15 protein-coding genes and 2 riboswitches are annotated in these 15,941 nt (G+C 70.0%); of the genes, 10 read left to right on the top strand and 5 right to left on the bottom strand.

Going from position 1 to position 15,941, the window contains the following annotated elements; all coding sequences use genetic code 11:
• Positions 1 to 17 precede the first annotated feature (17 nt).
• Positions 18 to 476 carry a helix-turn-helix domain-containing protein gene (locus BS80_RS15430; protein ID WP_051966649.1) on the top strand — a complete coding sequence of 153 codons (459 nt, stop codon included), beginning with the start codon at positions 18 to 20 and terminating at the stop codon, positions 474 to 476.
• Between the two features lie 3 nt (positions 477 to 479).
• Positions 480 to 1,031 (top strand): PIN domain-containing protein, encoded by a 552-nt coding sequence (locus tag BS80_RS15425; RefSeq protein ID WP_035797862.1) that lies wholly within the window; start codon positions 480 to 482, stop codon positions 1,029 to 1,031.
• Positions 1,032 to 1,208: 177 nt separating this feature from the next.
• Here the strand turns inward: BS80_RS15425 and BS80_RS15420 are convergent, their stop codons facing one another.
• The 4 genes from BS80_RS15420 to gcvT form a co-directional block, all read right to left on the bottom strand.
• Entirely contained in the window at positions 1,209 to 2,576 is a 1,368-nt protein-coding gene (locus tag BS80_RS15420) for an L-serine ammonia-lyase (protein WP_035801307.1), read from the bottom strand.
• 165 nt (positions 2,577 to 2,741) lie between these two features.
• Positions 2,742 to 4,010, bottom strand: a complete 1,269-nt coding sequence (gene glyA / locus BS80_RS15415; RefSeq protein WP_035797861.1) for a serine hydroxymethyltransferase — start codon at positions 4,008 to 4,010, stop codon at positions 2,742 to 2,744.
• Positions 4,011 to 4,092: 82 nt separating this feature from the next.
• On the bottom strand, positions 4,093 to 4,470 hold the full coding sequence (gene gcvH, locus BS80_RS15410; protein WP_035797860.1) for a glycine cleavage system protein GcvH: 378 nt from the start codon (positions 4,468 to 4,470) through the stop codon (positions 4,093 to 4,095).
• Between the two features lie 76 nt (positions 4,471 to 4,546).
• Positions 4,547 to 5,668 carry a glycine cleavage system aminomethyltransferase GcvT gene (gene gcvT / locus BS80_RS15405; protein ID WP_035797859.1) on the bottom strand — a complete coding sequence of 374 codons (1,122 nt, stop codon included), beginning with the start codon at positions 5,666 to 5,668 and terminating at the stop codon, positions 4,547 to 4,549.
• A gap of 74 nt (positions 5,669 to 5,742) precedes the next feature.
• Positions 5,743 to 5,861: riboswitch (glycine riboswitch) on the bottom strand.
• A riboswitch (glycine riboswitch) is annotated at positions 5,862 to 5,963 on the bottom strand.
• Positions 5,964 to 6,134: 171 nt separating this feature from the next.
• On the opposite strand from gcvT, the gene BS80_RS15400 reads away from it, so the two are divergent.
• From BS80_RS15400 to BS80_RS15365, 8 genes are all read left to right on the top strand, one after another.
• Positions 6,135 to 6,962 carry an enhanced serine sensitivity protein SseB gene (locus BS80_RS15400; RefSeq protein ID WP_035797858.1) on the top strand — a complete coding sequence of 276 codons (828 nt, stop codon included), beginning with the start codon at positions 6,135 to 6,137 and terminating at the stop codon, positions 6,960 to 6,962.
• Between the two features lie 130 nt (positions 6,963 to 7,092).
• The gene (locus BS80_RS15395; RefSeq protein WP_083974760.1) at positions 7,093 to 8,007 is read left to right on the top strand and encodes an enhanced serine sensitivity protein SseB C-terminal domain-containing protein; all 915 of its coding nucleotides are present in this window, start codon (positions 7,093 to 7,095) and stop codon (positions 8,005 to 8,007) included.
• 287 nt (positions 8,008 to 8,294) lie between these two features.
• A complete protein-coding gene (locus BS80_RS15390) occupies positions 8,295 to 9,293 on the top strand; it encodes an ABC transporter permease (RefSeq protein WP_035797856.1) in 999 nt (332 codons plus the stop codon).
• Between the two features lie 79 nt (positions 9,294 to 9,372).
• The gene (locus tag BS80_RS15385) at positions 9,373 to 11,139 is read left to right on the top strand and encodes an ABC transporter substrate-binding protein (protein WP_035797855.1); all 1,767 of its coding nucleotides are present in this window, start codon (positions 9,373 to 9,375) and stop codon (positions 11,137 to 11,139) included.
• Between the two features lie 109 nt (positions 11,140 to 11,248).
• Complete coding sequence (locus tag BS80_RS15380; protein ID WP_035797854.1) at positions 11,249 to 12,259, top strand: ABC transporter permease; 1,011 nt, start codon at positions 11,249 to 11,251, stop codon at positions 12,257 to 12,259.
• Positions 12,256 to 13,320 (top strand): ABC transporter ATP-binding protein, encoded by a 1,065-nt coding sequence (locus BS80_RS15375; protein WP_035797852.1) that lies wholly within the window; start codon positions 12,256 to 12,258, stop codon positions 13,318 to 13,320. The genes BS80_RS15380 and BS80_RS15375 overlap by 4 nt, the downstream gene beginning before the upstream one ends.
• A gap of 37 nt (positions 13,321 to 13,357) precedes the next feature.
• A complete protein-coding gene (locus tag BS80_RS15370) occupies positions 13,358 to 14,392 on the top strand; it encodes an ABC transporter ATP-binding protein (protein ID WP_035797851.1) in 1,035 nt (344 codons plus the stop codon).
• 79 nt (positions 14,393 to 14,471) lie between these two features.
• Positions 14,472 to 15,131 (top strand): trimeric intracellular cation channel family protein, encoded by a 660-nt coding sequence (locus tag BS80_RS15365; protein WP_035797849.1) that lies wholly within the window; start codon positions 14,472 to 14,474, stop codon positions 15,129 to 15,131.
• On the opposite strand, the gene BS80_RS15360 is transcribed toward BS80_RS15365, so the two are convergent.
• Positions 15,067 to 15,888 carry an IclR family transcriptional regulator gene (locus tag BS80_RS15360; protein WP_035797847.1) on the bottom strand — a complete coding sequence of 274 codons (822 nt, stop codon included), beginning with the start codon at positions 15,886 to 15,888 and terminating at the stop codon, positions 15,067 to 15,069. The genes BS80_RS15365 and BS80_RS15360 overlap by 65 nt on opposite strands.
• Positions 15,889 to 15,941 lie beyond the last annotated feature (53 nt).

Raw genomic sequence — 15,941 nt, 5'->3', positions numbered from 1 at the left:
AGAAGGGAAGGACGGCCATGAAGGGAACCATCGCTGACCGTCAGGCCCAGCCTGACCCTGAGACGGACATCGCGGCCAAGGCTCTGCAGGCAGTCAAGGAATCGCTGGCGCGCCACCCAGGTAGTGCTCCGATCAGGGTGCGAGTACAGGAAGAGGCCGTTGCGGAGCTGGTTCTGCCCAGGGAGGCCGTGGAGCTGTTGGCCAAGGTGCTGGCTCACATGGCGGCAGGGCGGGCAGTCTCCGTCGTGCCGGCCCACGCCGAGCTCACCACCCAGCAGGCTGCTGATCTCCTCAACGTCTCCCGTCCGTTCCTTATCGGGCTGCTCAAGGCCGGTGAGATCGACTATCGGTTGGTCGGCAGTCACCGCCGCATTCGAGCGGACTCGCTCCTCGACTACAGGCGCCGTGACGACCAGTCGAGGCGCGAGGCGGCTGACGAGCTCACATCGCTCAACCAGGAGATGGGGCTGGTCTGATTCATGTCGTTCGTGGTGGTCTATGACGCCTGCGTGCTGTACCCGAGTACGCTCCGCGATCTGTTGATCCGGATAGCGCAGGCGGGGCTGGTCCAGGCGAAGTGGACGGACAAGATCCTGGACGAGGTGTTCGAGAACCTTAAAGAGGACCGGCCCGACCTTGATCCGACACGGCTCGACCGCACTCGGACCCTGATGACTCGGGCGGTCCGTGACTGTCTCGTACTGAAGTACGAGCCGCTGATCAGTGTGCTGGAACTCCCTGATCAAGACGATCGTCACGTGTTGGCCGCCGCGATCAAGGCCAAGGCCCAGCTCATCGTCACTCGAAACGTCAGGGATTTCCCTGCTGACGTTCTCGCGGACTGGGGTATCGAAGCCAAGGCTCCCGACGACTTCGTGCTGGACCAGATCGGACTCGACCAGCAGACCGTTTACGCAGCGGTGCAACAGATCGCCGATTCGTGGCGTCAGCCACCCGGATCCGTGGATGACGTGCTGGCGCGCCTTGAGAAGGACGGCTTGCTGGAGAGTGCCGCGGCGCTGCGTGCCTGATGTCAGGGAGAGCAGGCGCAGACGGGCCGGCTGGGCGACCTCGCCGCTCCAGACACAGTCCTGAAATCCCTGGTCGGTGCTCTGCCGACCAGGGATTCGGCTGGGACTTTCTCCAGGCAAGCAGGGAAGCCAGCGACAGCTCTGAACGGAATAAACCCGCAGGTCAGAGCTATTGTCCTAGCACTCGATGACGTTGACCGCGAGGCCGCCGCGGCTCGTCTCCTTGTACTTGACCTTCATGTCGGCGCCGGTCTCCTTCATCGTCTTGATCGCCTTGTCCAGCGAGACGTGGTGGCGGCCGTCGCCGCGCAGGGCCATCCGGGCCGCGGTGATCGCCTTGACGGAGGCCATGCCGTTGCGCTCGATGCAGGGGATCTGGACCAGGCCGCCGACCGGGTCGCAGGTGAGGCCGAGGTTGTGCTCGATGCCGATCTCGGCGGCGTTCTCCACCTGCTCGGGGGAGCCGCCGAGGACCTCGGCCAGGCCGCCGGCGGCCATCGAGCAGGCCGAGCCGACCTCGCCCTGGCAGCCGACCTCGGCGCCGGAGATCGAGGCGTTCTCCTTGAAGAGCATGCCGATCGCGCCGGCCGCGAGCAGGAAGCGGACGATGCCCTCGTCGTCGGCGCCGGGAATGAAGTTCTGGAAGTAGTGCAGCACGGCGGGGATGATCCCGGCGGCGCCGTTGGTGGGGGCGGTGACGACGCGCTGGCCGGAGGCGTTCTCCTCGTTGACGGCCATCGCGTAGAGGGTCACCCACTCCATGGCGTTGGCCGGGCCGATGCCCTCGGCGCGCATCGCGCGGGCGCCCGCGGCGGCGCGGCGGCGGACCTTCAGGCCGCCCGGCAGGATGCCCTCGCGGGACATGCCGGCGTTGACGCACTCCTTCATCACGGCCCAGATCTCCAGCAGGCCGGCGTGGATCTCGGCCTCGGTGCGCCAGGCCTTCTCGTTCTCCAGCATCAGGCCGGAGATGGACAGGCCGGTCTCCCGGGTGAGGCGCAGCAGCTCCTCGCCGGTGCGGAAGGGGTAGCGCAGCGCGGTGTCGTCCGGCACCACGCGGTCGGCGCCGATCGCGTCCTCGTCCACCACGAAGCCGCCGCCGACCGAGTAGTAGGTCTTCTCCAGCACCACCGCGCCGGCCGCGTCGTGCGCGACCAGGGTCATGCCGTTGGCGTGGTACGGCAGCGAGCGGCGGCGGTGCAGCACCACCTGGGTGTCGAAGTCGAAGTCGATCAGGTGGGTGCCGAGCAGGCTGAGCTGCTTGCTCTCCTTGATCCGCTCGACGTCCAGGTCCGCCTTGGCCACGTCGACGGTGCGCGGGGAGTTGCCCTCCAGGCCCAGCAGGACGGCCTTCGGGGTGCCGTGGCCGTGCCCGGTGGCGCCGAGGGAGCCGAACAGCTCGGCCTTGACGGCGGTCACCTGGCCCAGCAGCTCCTCGGACCGCAGCCGGCGGGCGAACATCCGGGCCGCGCGCATCGGGCCGACCGTGTGCGAGCTGGAGGGGCCGATGCCGATGGAGAAGAGGTCGAAGACGCTGAGGGCCACGGGAGTGACGTCCTTGTCTGGCTCGTGGAGGGTGCTGCCCGGACTCGTGGAGAGGGCGTGCGGGTGCATGGGACGGGGCACCGGCTCACGTTCCAGTGTGCGCGGTGCCCCGTGGAATCGGAGCGGGTCGGCGAGGGTGACGCCGACCACGTCCGGACCGGACTGCTACAGCTCCGGGTAGAGCGGGTACTTCTCGGCGAGCGCGGTGACGCGGGCCTTCAGCGCGGTGGCCTTGGCCTCGTCGAACGAGGGCAGCAGCGCCTCGGCGATGACGTCGGCGACCTCACGGAAGTCCTCGGCCCGGAAGCCGCGGGTGGCCAGCGCGGGGGTGCCGATGCGCAGGCCGGAGGTGACCATCGGGGGCCGCGGGTCGTTCGGGACGGCGTTGCGGTTGACCGTGATGCCGACCTCGTGCAGCCGGTCCTCGGCCTGCTGGCCGTCGAGCTCGCTGTTGCGCAGGTCGACCAGGACCAGGTGGACGTCGGTGCCGCCGGAGAGCACCGAGATGCCCGCTGCGGTGGCGTCGTCCTGCAGGAGGCGGGCGGCCAGGATCTTGGAGCCCTCCAGGGTGCGCTCCTGGCGCTCCTTGAACTCCGGCGAGGCCGCGACCTTGAACGAGACGGCCTTGGCGGCGATCACGTGCTCCAGCGGGCCACCCTGCTGGCCGGGGAAGACCGCGGAGTTGATCTTCTTGGCCAGCGCGGCCGTGGAGAGGATCACGCCACCGCGCGGGCCGCCCAGGGTCTTGTGGGTGGTGGTGGTGACGACGTCCGCGTAGGGCACCGGGTTGGGGTGCAGGCCCGCGGCCACCAGGCCGGCGAAGTGGGCCATGTCCACCATCAGGTAGGCGCCGACCTCGTCCGCGATCCGGCGGAAGGCGGCGAAGTCCAGCTGGCGCGGGTAGGCGGACCAGCCGGCCACGATCAGCTTGGGCTGGTGCTCCTTGGCGAGGCGCTCGACCTCCTCCATGTCGACCAGGTTGGTGCTCTCGTCGACGTGGTACGCCACCACGTTGTAGAGCTTGCCGGAGAAGTTGATCTTCATGCCGTGGGTCAGGTGACCGCCGTGGGCCAGGTTCAGGCCCAGGATGGTGTCGCCCGGCTGGATCAGCGCGAACATCGCGGCGGCGTTGGCCTGCGCGCCGGAGTGCGGCTGCACGTTGGCGGCCTCGGCGCCGAACAGCTCCTTGATCCGGTCGATGGCGATCTGCTCGACCACGTCGACGTGCTCGCAGCCGCCGTAGTAGCGACGGCCCGGGTAGCCCTCGGCGTACTTGTTGGTCAGGACCGACCCCTGGGCCTCCATGACCGCCACCGGGGCGAAGTTCTCGGAGGCGATCATTTCCAGGGTGGTCTGCTGGCGGTGCAGCTCGGCGTCGACCGCGGCGGCGATCTCCGGGTCGAGCGCGTGGAGGGACTGGTTGAGAACAGTCATGGTGTGGTCTTCCCTTGGGGGAGTGCCTGAAGGGGCCGATGGTGGGGGCGACCGCCGCGCTGCGACCGCCCCGTCAGGAGTCTCAGCCGTTGGTCAGCTTGGTGTACTCGTCCGCGCTCATCAGACCGGCCGGCTCCTCGGAGAGCTTGACCTTGAAGAGCCAGGCACCGTCGAAGGGCTCGGCGTTGACCTTGGCCGGGTCGTCGACCACGTCCGAGTTCACCTCGACGACCTCGCCGCTGGCGGGGGAGAACAGGTCGCTGACCGACTTGGTCGACTCCAGCTCGCCGCAGGTCTCACCGGCGGTCACGGTGTCACCGACCTCGGGCAGCTGCACGTAGACGATGTCCCCGAGGGCGTTCGCCGCGTGGGCGGTGATGCCGATGGTGGACACGCCGTCCTCGGCGGCCGTCAGCCACTCGTGGTCTTCGCTGTACTGCAGGTGCTGCGGGTTGCTCATGGTGCTCATTCTCCAGGATGGGAAGTGGGTGGGGCGAAGCCGTCCGCCGAGCGGACCGCGCGGGGGGAGGGGCAGCTCAGCGGGCGCGCTTGTAGAACGGCAGCGCGACGACCTCGACCGGCTCGTGCTTGCCGCGGACGTCCACCGCGACGGCCGTGCCCGGCGCGGCGTGCGCGGCGTCCACGTACGCGATGGCGATCGGCTTGCCCAGCGTCGGGGAGGGGGCGCCGGAGGTGATCCGGCCGATCGGGGTGCCGTCGGCGGAGACCACCGCGTACTCGGCGCGCGGGACGCGCTTGCCCTCGGAGACCAGGCCGACCAGGACCCGCGGCGGGTTGGTCTCGGCATTGGCGGCCGCGGCCTCCAGCGCCTTGCGGCCGACGAAAGCGCCGTCGTTGGTGGTCTTGTCGAAGCGCACCACCCGGCCCAGGCCCGCGTCGAACGGGGTGAGGTCGGTGCTCAGCTCGTGCCCGTACAGCGGCATGCCGGCCTCCAGGCGCAGCGTGTCGCGGCAGGAGAGACCGCACGGGACCAGGCCGCGGTCGGCGCCGGCCTCGGTCAGCGCCTGCCACAGGTGCTCGGCGACGGCCGGGGCGGAGAAGATCTCGAAGCCGTCCTCGCCGGTGTAGCCGGTGCGGGCCAGCAGCACGTCCTTGCCGGCCACCGTGGCGGGCAGGATCGCGTAGTACTTGAGGCCCGCCAGGTCGGCGTCGGTGAGCGAGCCGAGGATGCCGTTCGCCTCCGGGCCCTGGACGGCGATCAGCGCGTAGGCGTCCCGGTCGTCGCGGACCTCGGCGTCGAAGCCGGCCGCGCGGGCGGTCAGTTCGTCCAGCACCAGCTGGGCGTTGGAGGCGTTGGCGACCACCATGAACTCGGACTCGGCGAGCCGGTAGACGATCAGGTCGTCCAGGATGCCGCCGTCCTCACGGCAGATCATGGTGTAGCGGGCGCGCAGCACGCCGAGCGCCGAGACGAAGCCGACCAGCGCGTGGTCCAGCATCTCGCCGGCCTGCGGGCCGCTGACGGTGATCTCGCCCATGTGGGAGAGGTCGAAGAGGCCCGCCTTGGTGCGGACCGCGAGGTGCTCCTCGCGCTCGCTGCCATAGCGCAGCGGCATGTCCCAGCCGGCGAAGTCGGTCATGGTCGCGCCGAGGGCGCGGTGCAGCGCGTCGAGCGCGGTCAGACGAGGGGAGGACACCGGGGGCTCCTAGGGCTTGGCACTCAGGGACAGCACACACGGGCGGGACCTGTGTGCGGACATGCGGGGGCGCGTTCTCCCCATCTGTCGTCAAACCTGAGAGCTTCACCACACACCTGTCCTGGGACCAGGATGACGTGGCTTGCACCGTGGGTGGGCGCACGGCGCGGCCGTGTCCACTTTCCAGATGTGCCTCGCCCACGCGGTAGGGGTGCCTGAGAGATTCCGGGGAGGACTTGCTCCTTCGGCGCCGGTCGTGCCGTGACGGCATTCCGGGCTCTCCCGCGCGGGTTCGAGCGGCCAGTATGAAGTTCGGATGTCCTGCGTGCGGACGCGCTCATCATGGCATGCCCGTCGGCCGTATGGGAGAGGGGGCAGCGGACGAGGGGGCTCCTTGGGCGTTCCTCGGTAGGCTGTGGCCCGCGCGATCGATCGTGAGCCGCGCGGGAGACGGGCGGGCGGAGCGATGGGATTCCCCACAGAGGGTGCACCGGGGGCGCAGGCGTGGGCGCAGCCCGGGCAGGCGCCGGACGGCGGCGGTTGGCCCGCCAACGAGCTGGAGCAGGTGCTCACCGCCGCGATCGGTGACCCGGGCGCGACGCCGCGGGTGGTCGAGGTGCTGGCCCGCAGCCATGTCTGGATCCCGCTGCCCGCCGGCGGCGACCCGCGCGGGCAGGCGCTCGACCTGCCGACCATCGACCTGGCGGGCGCGCCCTACGTACCGGTCTTCTCCTCCCAGGAGCAGTTCCTGCAGCACGGCGGCGGGCTGGCCTGCGCGGTCGCGCCGGCCTGGGAGTTCGCCCGCGGACTGCCGCTGGGCATCGGCATCGCGGTCAACCCCGGGGCGCCGGTCGGCATCCCGGTGCCGCCGGAGGGCGTCGGCGAGGTGCGCCGCGGCCCGCAGCAGGACCGCTGGGCGGGCGCGCAGGGGAGCCACGAGGGGGGCGCGGGTACCGCGGGCGGCGCCCGGGTTGCGCTTCGGCTGCTGGAGCCGCACGAGGAGCCGATGGCCTTCCTCACCGCGGTCTGCGCGGAACTCGCCGCACTGCCGGGGGTACTGACCGCACGGCGCGCGCTCGCCTCGGTGGAGGGCGAGCCGCCGGTGCTGTTCGTGGGCGTCCAGCTCGATCCGCAGCAGCCGGCCGAACCGGCCGACGCCAACGCCGCGCTCGGCCGCGCGCTGGGCGTCGCGCCGCTGCCGTGGGGCGTGCACATCGTGCTGCTGGACCTGGCGGCCGACCCGGTGGTGGACTGGATGCTGAGCCGGGTCCAGCCGTTCTACGCACGGATCTGAGACCTGAAGGCACGCCCGGGGGATGTCGGCATGACGGTTGTCGTAGAAGCCCCGTAGGGTGCTGCCGACATCCTGGCCGCGAGCCGGGCCGGCAGCGGCAGCACTGGCAGGACGACGACGGAGGCACGACGTGAACGCAGGCGGTGCCCCGGGGCCGTGGGGCCCGGCAGCCGGCCAGCGCCCCGGCGCTGATCCGGGCGTGCTGGAGCGTGCCCTGCGTGAGGTCGCTCCCGAACGCTACGACGCGTACGAGGCGCTGCTCGGCGCGCTGGCCGAGGGGCAGGTCTGGATGCTGCTCTGGCATGGCCAGCCCGGCAGCCCGGACGCCCAGTACGGCAACATGGACATCGGCGGGCTCGGCTACGCCCCCGCCGTGACCTCCCCGGAGCAGCTGGCCGCCAGCGGCTGGTCGCGCGCCCACGAGCTGATCACCGGGCGGGAGATCGCCGCCGCGCTCTACCGCACCCGCTGGGGTCTGTGGCTGAACCCGCACGCCCCAGGCGGCGGCGTCGGCATCCCGTGGGCCGACCTGCGCCGGGTCGCGTCCGGGCTGGACCGGCTGCCGGCCGGGCCGCTGCAGCTGAGCGAACCCCAGGTGCAGGCCGCGCAGTTCTACTCCGTACTCGAACAGCAGGCACCCTCGGTACGGCCGGTGAAGTCGCTGCGGCGCGCCTGGGTGCGGCCGGTGGTCGACGAACCGTACCTGGCCATCGGCCTGGAGCTCTACGACACCTCGCCGCCGTCCGTGGAGGCGGTGCGCGCCCTGATGCAGCGGGCGATCGCCCAGGCGCCGCCCGGGCTCGCCGTCTCCACCGTGGCGATGAGTGACGAGTACGACCCGGTGGCGCTCTGGATGCGGGCGCACGCCCGGCCGTTCTACCACCGCGAGGCGACCCCCGCACCGTACCCCGCGGCGACGCCGTACCCGGTCGCCTACCCGCCGCAGCAGCCGTCCTACGGCTACCCGATGCCGACCCAGGGCACTCCGCCGGCGACCGGCCAGGGCTGGCCGCAACAGCCGTGGCCTGGATATTCCGGCCGCTGAGGCTCGACGTTCGGTCAACTCCCTTCCCCTGTCAGGCTCTGGTGTCCAGAAGCCCAGGTGGACGGTGGCATTCAGGTTTACCGATCATGAATACGAATAGATCACAGTTGGGCATCCTTCGACCGGCAGGGCTGGCGCAACGCTGCGCGCTACGTGAAGAGTTCTGCGCACCGCACCAGCCGAGCAACCCGAACGGCGCGCAGCACAGGCCCTGACCAGGACCTGTATCCGTGTGCCCCCGGGACGCCATGGGCCGACGACCGTCGGCGAGGGGATCCGGACTGCCCATGACCACACCCATCGAGACCACCGCTGCCGCAGCGGACGAGCCCGGCGCGCAGGCGCCCGGGGTTCCCGCCCCGCGGATCGAGGGCCGTTCCCTCGGCCGGATCGCCTGGACGCGCTTCAAGCGTGACAAGGCCGCCGTCGCCGGCGGCATCGTGGTGATCCTGCTGATCCTGCTGGCCGTGCTGGCCAAGCCGATCGAGTCCTGGTTCGGACTCAGCCCCGACGCGCTGCACCAGGACCTGCTGGACGCCGACCTCGGCGGCCTGCCGACGGGTTCGTTCGGTGGCATGAGCGGCAGCCACCTGCTGGGCGTCGACCCGCTGCAGGGCCGCGACCTGCTCTCCCGGATCATCGAGGGCTCCTGGGTCTCGCTGCTGGTGGCCTTCGGGGCGACGGTGCTGTCCAACACCATCGGCACCGTGCTCGGCGTCGTCGCCGGCTACTACGGCGGCTGGGTGGACGCGGTGATCAGCCGGGTGATGGACACCTTCCTGGCCTTCCCGCTGCTGCTCTTCGCGATCTCGATCTCGGCCTCGCTGCAGGGCGGCGCCTTCGGTCTGCACGGCCTGCCGCTGCACCTGACCGTGCTGATCTTCGTGATCGGCTTCTTCAACTGGCCCTACATGGGCCGCATCGTGCGCGGCCAGACGCTCTCACTGCGTGAGCGGGAGTTCGTCGACGCGGCCCGCAGCCTCGGTGCCCGCGGCCCGTTCATCCTCTTCAAGGAACTGCTGCCGAACCTGGTCGGACCGATCCTCGTCTACTCGACGCTGCTGATCCCGACCAACATCCTCTTCGAGGCCGGTCTCAGCTTCCTCGGTGTCGGCATCCAGCCGCCGCAGGCCTCCTGGGGCGGGATGCTCAACGACGCGATCAAGTACTACCAGGTGGACCCCGAGTACATGGTGGTCCCCGGTCTGGCGATCTTCGTCACCGTGCTGGCCTTCAACCTGCTCGGCGACGGACTGCGCGACGCGCTCGATCCGCGCAGCAACTGACCCGAGTTCAGAACGGTTCCGGTCAGGACCAGTTCAGCCCTCCACGACCCACCACACCCTCAAGGGGTTGATCCAAGCAATGCGCAGATCTCGTACCCTCGCCCTGGCGGCGGTGGCTGCCACCACCGTTCTGGTGGTGAGCGGCTGCAACAGCAGCACCAAGAGCGCGGGCGGCAACGGCTCCGGCGGCAGCAGTGCCTCGGGCGTCGACGCGGCCACCAAGGGGATCGTCAACGCCTCGGACAAGAAGGGCGGGACGGTCACCTATGAGATGAAGGGCACGCCGGACTCCTTCGACCCGGGCAACACGTACTACGTCTACATGTACAACTTCTCCCGGTTGTACGGACGTCCGCTGATGACCTTCGCGCCCGGCTCCGGCCAGGCCGGCAACAAGCTGGTCCCGGACCTCGCGTCCGCGCCCGGCCAGGTCAGCGCCGACGGCCTCACCTGGACGTACCACCTGCGGGCCGGCCTGAAGTACGAGGACGGCACCCCGGTCACCTCCAAGGACGTCAAGTACGCGGTGGAGCGCAGCAACTTCGCGCCCGACGTGAACTCCAACGGTCCGACGTACTTCAACGAGCTGCTGGTCGACAACGCCACGCCGTACCAGGGCCCGTACAAGGACAAGACCGGTGGCCTGGACTCGATCCAGACCCCGGACGACCTCACGGTCTCGTTCCACCTCAAGCACCCGTTCGCGGACTTCGACTACATGGTCAGCTCCCCGCAGACGGTCCCGGTGCCGCAGGCCAAGGACACCGGCGCCACGTACGTCAACCACGTGATGTCCACCGGGTCCTACATGTTCCAGTCGTACCAGGACGGCAAGGGCGCGACCCTCGTCCCGAACCCGAACTGGGACCCGTCGACCGACCCGATCCGCAAGCAGCTCGCGGACAAGATCGTGGTCAAGCTGAACATCGACCAGGCCACCGTCGACAACGACCTGCTGGCCGGCAATGCCCAGGTCGACCTCGGCGGCGGCGGCGTCGACCCGCAGACCCAGGCCAAGCTGCTGCTGGACCCGAAGCTGAAGGCCCAGACCGACAACCAGTACGGCGGCCGGCTGGTCTACCTCGCGCTGAACACCAAGGTCGCCCCGCTGGACAACGTCGACTGCCGCAAGGCCGTCGAGTACGCGGTCGACAAGGTCTCGGTGCAGACCGCCGAGGGCGGCCCGATCCGCGGTGAGATCGCCAACACCGTGCTGCCCCCGGACATCCCCGGCCAGCAGGCGTTCAACCTCTACCCGTCGACCAACAACGGCGGCGACGTGGCGCAGGCCAAGGCCGAGCTCGCCAAGTGCAACCAGCCGAACGGCTTCAAGACCACCATCCTGGCGCGCAGCGAGCGCGACACCGAGGTGGCCGCGGCGACCTCGATCCAGGCGGCGCTGAAGAAGGTCGGCATCGAGCTCGACATCCAGCAGTACCCGCAGGGCAAGTACTTCTCGGACTACGCGGGTGTGCCGAAGTTCGACAACAGCAACAACGTGGGCCTGATCATGATGCAGTGGGGCGCCGACTGGCCGACCGGCTACGGCTTCCTCCAGCAGATCGTCGACGGCCGGGCCATCAAGGACTCCGGCAACAGCAACCTGGCCCAGCTCAACGACCCGGCCATCAACAGCCTGATCGACGACGCGGCGACCAACACCGACCCCGCCGCCCGTGAGAAGGACTACCAGCAGATCGACAAGCAGACCATGGCGGACGCGGCCTACGTGCCGCTCACCGACTACAAGGTCTTCCTGTACCGCTCCAGCAGCGCCACGAACCTGCAGTCCTCGGCGGCCTGGTCGGGCGAGTACGACTACCTCAACATCGGTACCAACAAGTAAGAGCCTGGCTCCACACCACTGAAGGCAGGTGAAGGCAGCGGCGTCGGCCCGGTCCGGGGTGTCCAGCACGGACACCCCGGACCGGGCGGGGCACCAGAGCCGTACAACTGTGTTGGCCTACATCATCCGCAGGACGCTTGCCGCCCTGGTGCTGCTACTGGTCGTCAGTGCGGTCACCTTCGGCATCTTCTTCCTGTTGCCCCGACTGGCCGGCGAGACGACCGACCAGCTCGCGGCCCAGTACATCGGGAAGAACCCGACTCCCGACGCGATCATCGCGGTCAAGCGCAACCTCGGCTTCGACCAGCCGCTCTACATCCAGTACGGACGGTTCCTGAAGACCCTGGTCGCCGGCGCGAACTACAAGTTCGGGCCCGACCCCGTCACCTGTCACGTGCCGTGCTTCGGCTACTCGTTCAAGAACCACCTGGAGGTCTGGCCCGAGATCCGCTCGCGGATCCCGGTGACCTTCTCGCTGGCGATCGGCGCGGCCGTGCTCTGGCTGCTGTCCGGCGTCGCCACCGGCGTGATCTCCGCCCTGCGCCCCAAGTCGTTCTTCGACCGCGGTGCGATGGGCGTCGCGCTGGCCGGCGTCTCGCTGCCGATCTTCTTCACCGGCGCGCTGCTGCTGGAACTCTTCAGCTACCAGTGGCCGATCCTGAACAACGTGCAGTACGTCAACTTCACCGACGACCCGCTGATGTGGGCCCGCAACCTGATCCTGCCGTGGATCTCGCTGGCCTTCCTCTACTCCGCCCTCTACGCCCGGCTCACCCGCGCCGGGATGATGGAGACGATGAGCGAGGACTACATCCGCACCGCCCGCGCCAAGGGCATGACCGAACGCGCGGTGGTCGTCAAGCACGGACTGCGCTCCGCGCTCACCCCGATCCTCACCATCTTCGGCATGGACCTCGGGCTGCTGCTCGGCGGCGCGGTCATCACCGAGCAGGTCTTCTCCTTCCAGGGCATCGGCTTCTTCGCGGTCTCCGCGATCTCCGACAACGACCTGCCGAAGATCCTCGGGGTGACGCTGGTCGCCGCCTTCTTCATCGTCATCTGCAACCTCCTGGTTGACCTCCTGTACGCCGCCGTCGACCCCCGCGTGAGGCTGTCGTGACCGACCAGAAACTGATCCCGGAGCAGAGCGGGCCGGCCGCCGAGGCCTTCCTGTCGGTGCGCGACCTGCGCATCCACTTCGACACCGACGACGGCCTGGTGCGTTCGGTGGACGGGGTCAGCTTCGACCTGGCGCCGGGCAAGACCCTGGGCATCGTGGGGGAGTCCGGCTCCGGCAAGTCCGTCACCTCGCTGGGCATCATGGGCCTGCACCGCAGTAAGCGGGCCAGGATCAGCGGCGAGATCTGGCTGGAGGGCGAGGAGTTGGTCGGCGCGTCGGCCGACCGGGTGCGCCAGCTGCGCGGCCGCAAGATGGCGATGATCTTCCAGGACCCGCTGACCGCCATGCACCCGTACTACACGGTCGGCCAGCAGATCGTCGAGGCGTACCGGGTGCACCACCCGGCCGCCTCGAAGAAGGAGGCGAAGGTCCGGGCCGTCGAGATGCTCGACCGGGTCGGCATCCCGCAGCCGGACCGCCGGGTGGACGACTACCCGCACCAGTTCAGCGGCGGCATGCGCCAGCGCGCGATGATCGCGATGGCGCTGGTCAACGACCCCTCGCTGCTGATCGCCGACGAGCCGACCACTGCGCTCGACGTCACCGTGCAGGCCCAGATCCTGGACCTGATCCGGGACCTCCAGCAGGAGTTCGGCTCGGCGGTCATCATCATCACCCACGACCTGGGCGTGGTGGCCGAGTTGGCCGACGACATCCTGGTGATGTACGGCGGCAAGTGCATCGAGCGAGGCCCGGCCACCACGCTCTTCGACGCCCCCGAACACCCGTACACCTGGGGCCTGCTGGGCTCGATGCCGCGCCTGGACCGGGATCTCCAGGAGCGCCTGGTCCCGGTCCGCGGGACGCCGCCCAGCCTGATCAACGTGCCCAGCGGCTGCGCCTTCCACCCGCGCTGCCCGTACGCCGAGCTGACCGGTGGTCGGTCCGTCTCCGAGCTGCCGGTGCTGACCGAGGCCGGACCCGGGCACCACGCCGCGTGCCACCTGCCGACGGCCGACCGACACCGGATCTTCGCCGACGAGATCGCGCCCCGGCTGTGAACACCGTGGCCACGAACTTCCCTAAGGGCAAGGCATCATGACGGACACTCAGGCCACGGCCGTTCCCGCACCCGCACCCTCCCAGGACCGCGAGCCGCTGCTGCGGGTCACCGATCTGCAGCGGCACTTCCCGATCACCAAGGGCGTCCTGCGCCGCCAGTCCGGCGCGGTGCGCGCGGTGGACGGGATCTCCTTCTCGGTGATGCCCGGCGAGACCCTGGGTGTGGTCGGCGAGTCCGGCTGCGGCAAGTCCACGATGGGCCGCCTCGTCACCCGGCTGGACGAACCCACGGGCGGGAAGGTCGAGTTCGAGGGAACCGACATCACCCACCTGAGCACCGGCCGGATGCGGCCGCTGCGCAAGGACATCCAGATCATCTTCCAGGACCCGTACTCCTCGCTGAACCCCCGGCACACCGTGGGCACCATCGTCGGAGCGCCGTTCCGGTTGCAGAAGGTGGCCACCGAGGGCGGCGTCAAGAAGGCCGTCCAGGAGCTGCTGGAGCTGTGCGGGCTCAGCCCCGAGCACTACAACCGCTACCCGCACGAGTTCTCCGGCGGCCAGCGCCAGCGCATCGGCATCGCCCGGGCCCTGGCGCTGCGCCCGAAGATGATCGTGGCGGACGAGCCGGTCTCCGCGCTGGACGTCTCGATCCAGGCGCAGGTCGTGAACCTCCTCGACGACCTGCAGAAGGAGCTCGGCCTCACCTACCTGATCATCGCGCACGACCTCTCGGTGGTGCGGCACGTCTCGGACCGGGTCGCCGTGATGTACCTCGGCAAGATCGTCGAGATCGCCGACCGGGACTCGCTCTACGCGGCGCCCACCCACCCGTACACGGTCGCGCTGATGTCCGCCGTCCCGGTGCCCGACCCGCGCCGCAAGGAGCGCCGCGAGCGCATCCTGCTCACCGGCGACGTGCCCTCGCCGATCAACCCGCCGAGCGGCTGCCGGTTCCGCACCCGCTGCTGGAAGGCCCAGGACATCTGCGCCTCCCAGGAGCCGCCGCTCCTGGAGCTGCGCCCGGGCCACCAGTCGGCCTGCCACTTCCCGGAGAACACCGAGGCCTGAACGCCTCCCGCGTGCGGCGGCCGACGGCCGCCGCACGCCGGATTCGGTTCCAGCGGTCCCCGGCGTGGAGACTTGCCCGGTGACATCGCAGATCTTCTCCCCCGACGTTCAGCAGACCCTGGACCTGATCGGCATCTTCGTCTTCGCCCTCTCCGGCGGCCTGCTGGCGGTCCGCAAGAACATGGACATCTTCGGGATCTGCGTGCTGGCCGAGGTCACCGCGCTCGGCGGCGGGGTGCTGCGCGACCTGCTGATCGGGGCGGTCCCGCCGGTCGCCTTCACGAACCTCGGGTACTTCCTGACCCCGCTGGTGGCCGGCCTGGTGGTCTTCTTCCTGCACCCGGAGGTCGAGCGGATCAACCGCGCGGTGCAGACCCTGGACGCGCTGGGCCTGGGCCTGTTCTGCGTCACCGGGACCACCAAGGCGCACGACTACGGGCTCGGCTCGGTCGCCGCCGTCGCGCTCGGGATGCTGACGGCGGTCGGCGGCGGCGTGATCCGCGACGTGCTGGCGGACGAGACGCCGTCGCTGCTGCGCTGGGACCGGGAGATCTACGCCGTCCCGGCGCTGGTCGGCGCCACCATGGTGGCCCTGCTGATCGCCGCCGACCATCTCACCACGCTCACCGCGACCTCGGCCGCGATGGTCGCCTTCGGCTTGCGGATGTGCGCGCTCAGGTATGGCTGGCGCGCACCGCGTGCTTGGCACCGCAACGGTTCTCGCACCAGCGAGGAGTAGGCGACCCGCCGTACGCCAGCGAGACCGCCTCGACCGTGCAGAGCAGCTCGGGCAGCAGCCGGCTCAGCTCGCTCACCGAGGCGAGCCGGACCGGCGCCGAGATCGCGCAGGCCGCGATGGCGGTGCCGTCGATGCCCTGGATCGGGGCGGCCACGCAGTTCACCGCCTCCTCGTACTCGCCCTGGTCCAGCGACCAGCCCTGCCGGCGGACGGCGGTGAGCTCGGCGCGCAGCTCGTCGGCCGAGCGCAGGCTGCGCGGGGTGCGGGCGGGGAACTCCTGGTCCTCCAGCGTGAGCGCCAGCTGATCCTCCGACAGGTCGGCCAGCAGCACCTTGCCGAGCGCGGTGGCCGCCGCCGGGGCCCGCTTGCCGATCCGCGAGGCCGGGCCGAGCCAGCTGTCGGAGCCGGACGGGTAGCGGGCGTCCACCTTGTCCAGGAAGAGCACCTCGGCGCCCTCCAGGACCGCCAGGTGCACGGTGTGGCCGTAGCGCTCGTTCAGCGAGGCCAGGTAGGGCGCGGAGACCTGGCGGACGTCGATGCCCTCCAGCGCCTGCTGGGCGAGCGAGAAGAGCCGGCCGCCCAGCCGGTAGCGGTGGTCGGACTGGCGGTGCACGAAGCCGTGCTCCTCCAGCGTGCGCAACAGCCGCAGGGCGGTCGACTTGTGGACGCCGATCCGGCCGGCGGCCTGTTCCAGGGAGGCCGGGCCCTCGCCCAGCGAGGCGAGGATCGTCAGCGCCCGGTCGACGGTCTGCGACATGCCGTCCCCACCCTTCAGCCCTGTCACTGGTGCAGGAGCAGGAGGCTAACCCT

The sequence above is a fragment of the Kitasatospora mediocidica KCTC 9733 genome, assembly GCF_000744225.1.
GTDB lineage: Bacteria > Actinomycetota > Actinomycetes > Streptomycetales > Streptomycetaceae > Kitasatospora > Kitasatospora mediocidica.
This window is presented reverse-complemented; position numbering and strand designations above follow the sequence as displayed.

Bases quoted from the DNA above. Each gene is read 5' to 3' on its own strand.
- BS80_RS15430 (WP_051966649.1), top strand. From the start codon at position 18: ATGAAGGGAACCATCGCTGACCGTCAGGCCCAGCCTGACCCTGAGACG.
- BS80_RS15425 (WP_035797862.1), top strand. From the start codon at position 480: ATGTCGTTCGTGGTGGTCTATGACGCCTGCGTGCTGTACCCGAGTACG.
- glyA (WP_035797861.1), bottom strand. From the start codon at position 4,010: ATGACTGTTCTCAACCAGTCCCTCCACGCGCTCGACCCGGAGATCGCC.
- gcvH (WP_035797860.1), bottom strand. From the start codon at position 4,470: ATGAGCAACCCGCAGCACCTGCAGTACAGCGAAGACCACGAGTGGCTG.
- BS80_RS15400 (WP_035797858.1), top strand. From the start codon at position 6,135: ATGGGATTCCCCACAGAGGGTGCACCGGGGGCGCAGGCGTGGGCGCAG.
- BS80_RS15390 (WP_035797856.1), top strand. From the start codon at position 8,295: ATGACCACACCCATCGAGACCACCGCTGCCGCAGCGGACGAGCCCGGC.
- BS80_RS15385 (WP_035797855.1), top strand. From the start codon at position 9,373: ATGCGCAGATCTCGTACCCTCGCCCTGGCGGCGGTGGCTGCCACCACC.
- BS80_RS15370 (WP_035797851.1), top strand. From the start codon at position 13,358: ATGACGGACACTCAGGCCACGGCCGTTCCCGCACCCGCACCCTCCCAG.
- BS80_RS15360 (WP_035797847.1), bottom strand. From the start codon at position 15,888: ATGTCGCAGACCGTCGACCGGGCGCTGACGATCCTCGCCTCGCTGGGC.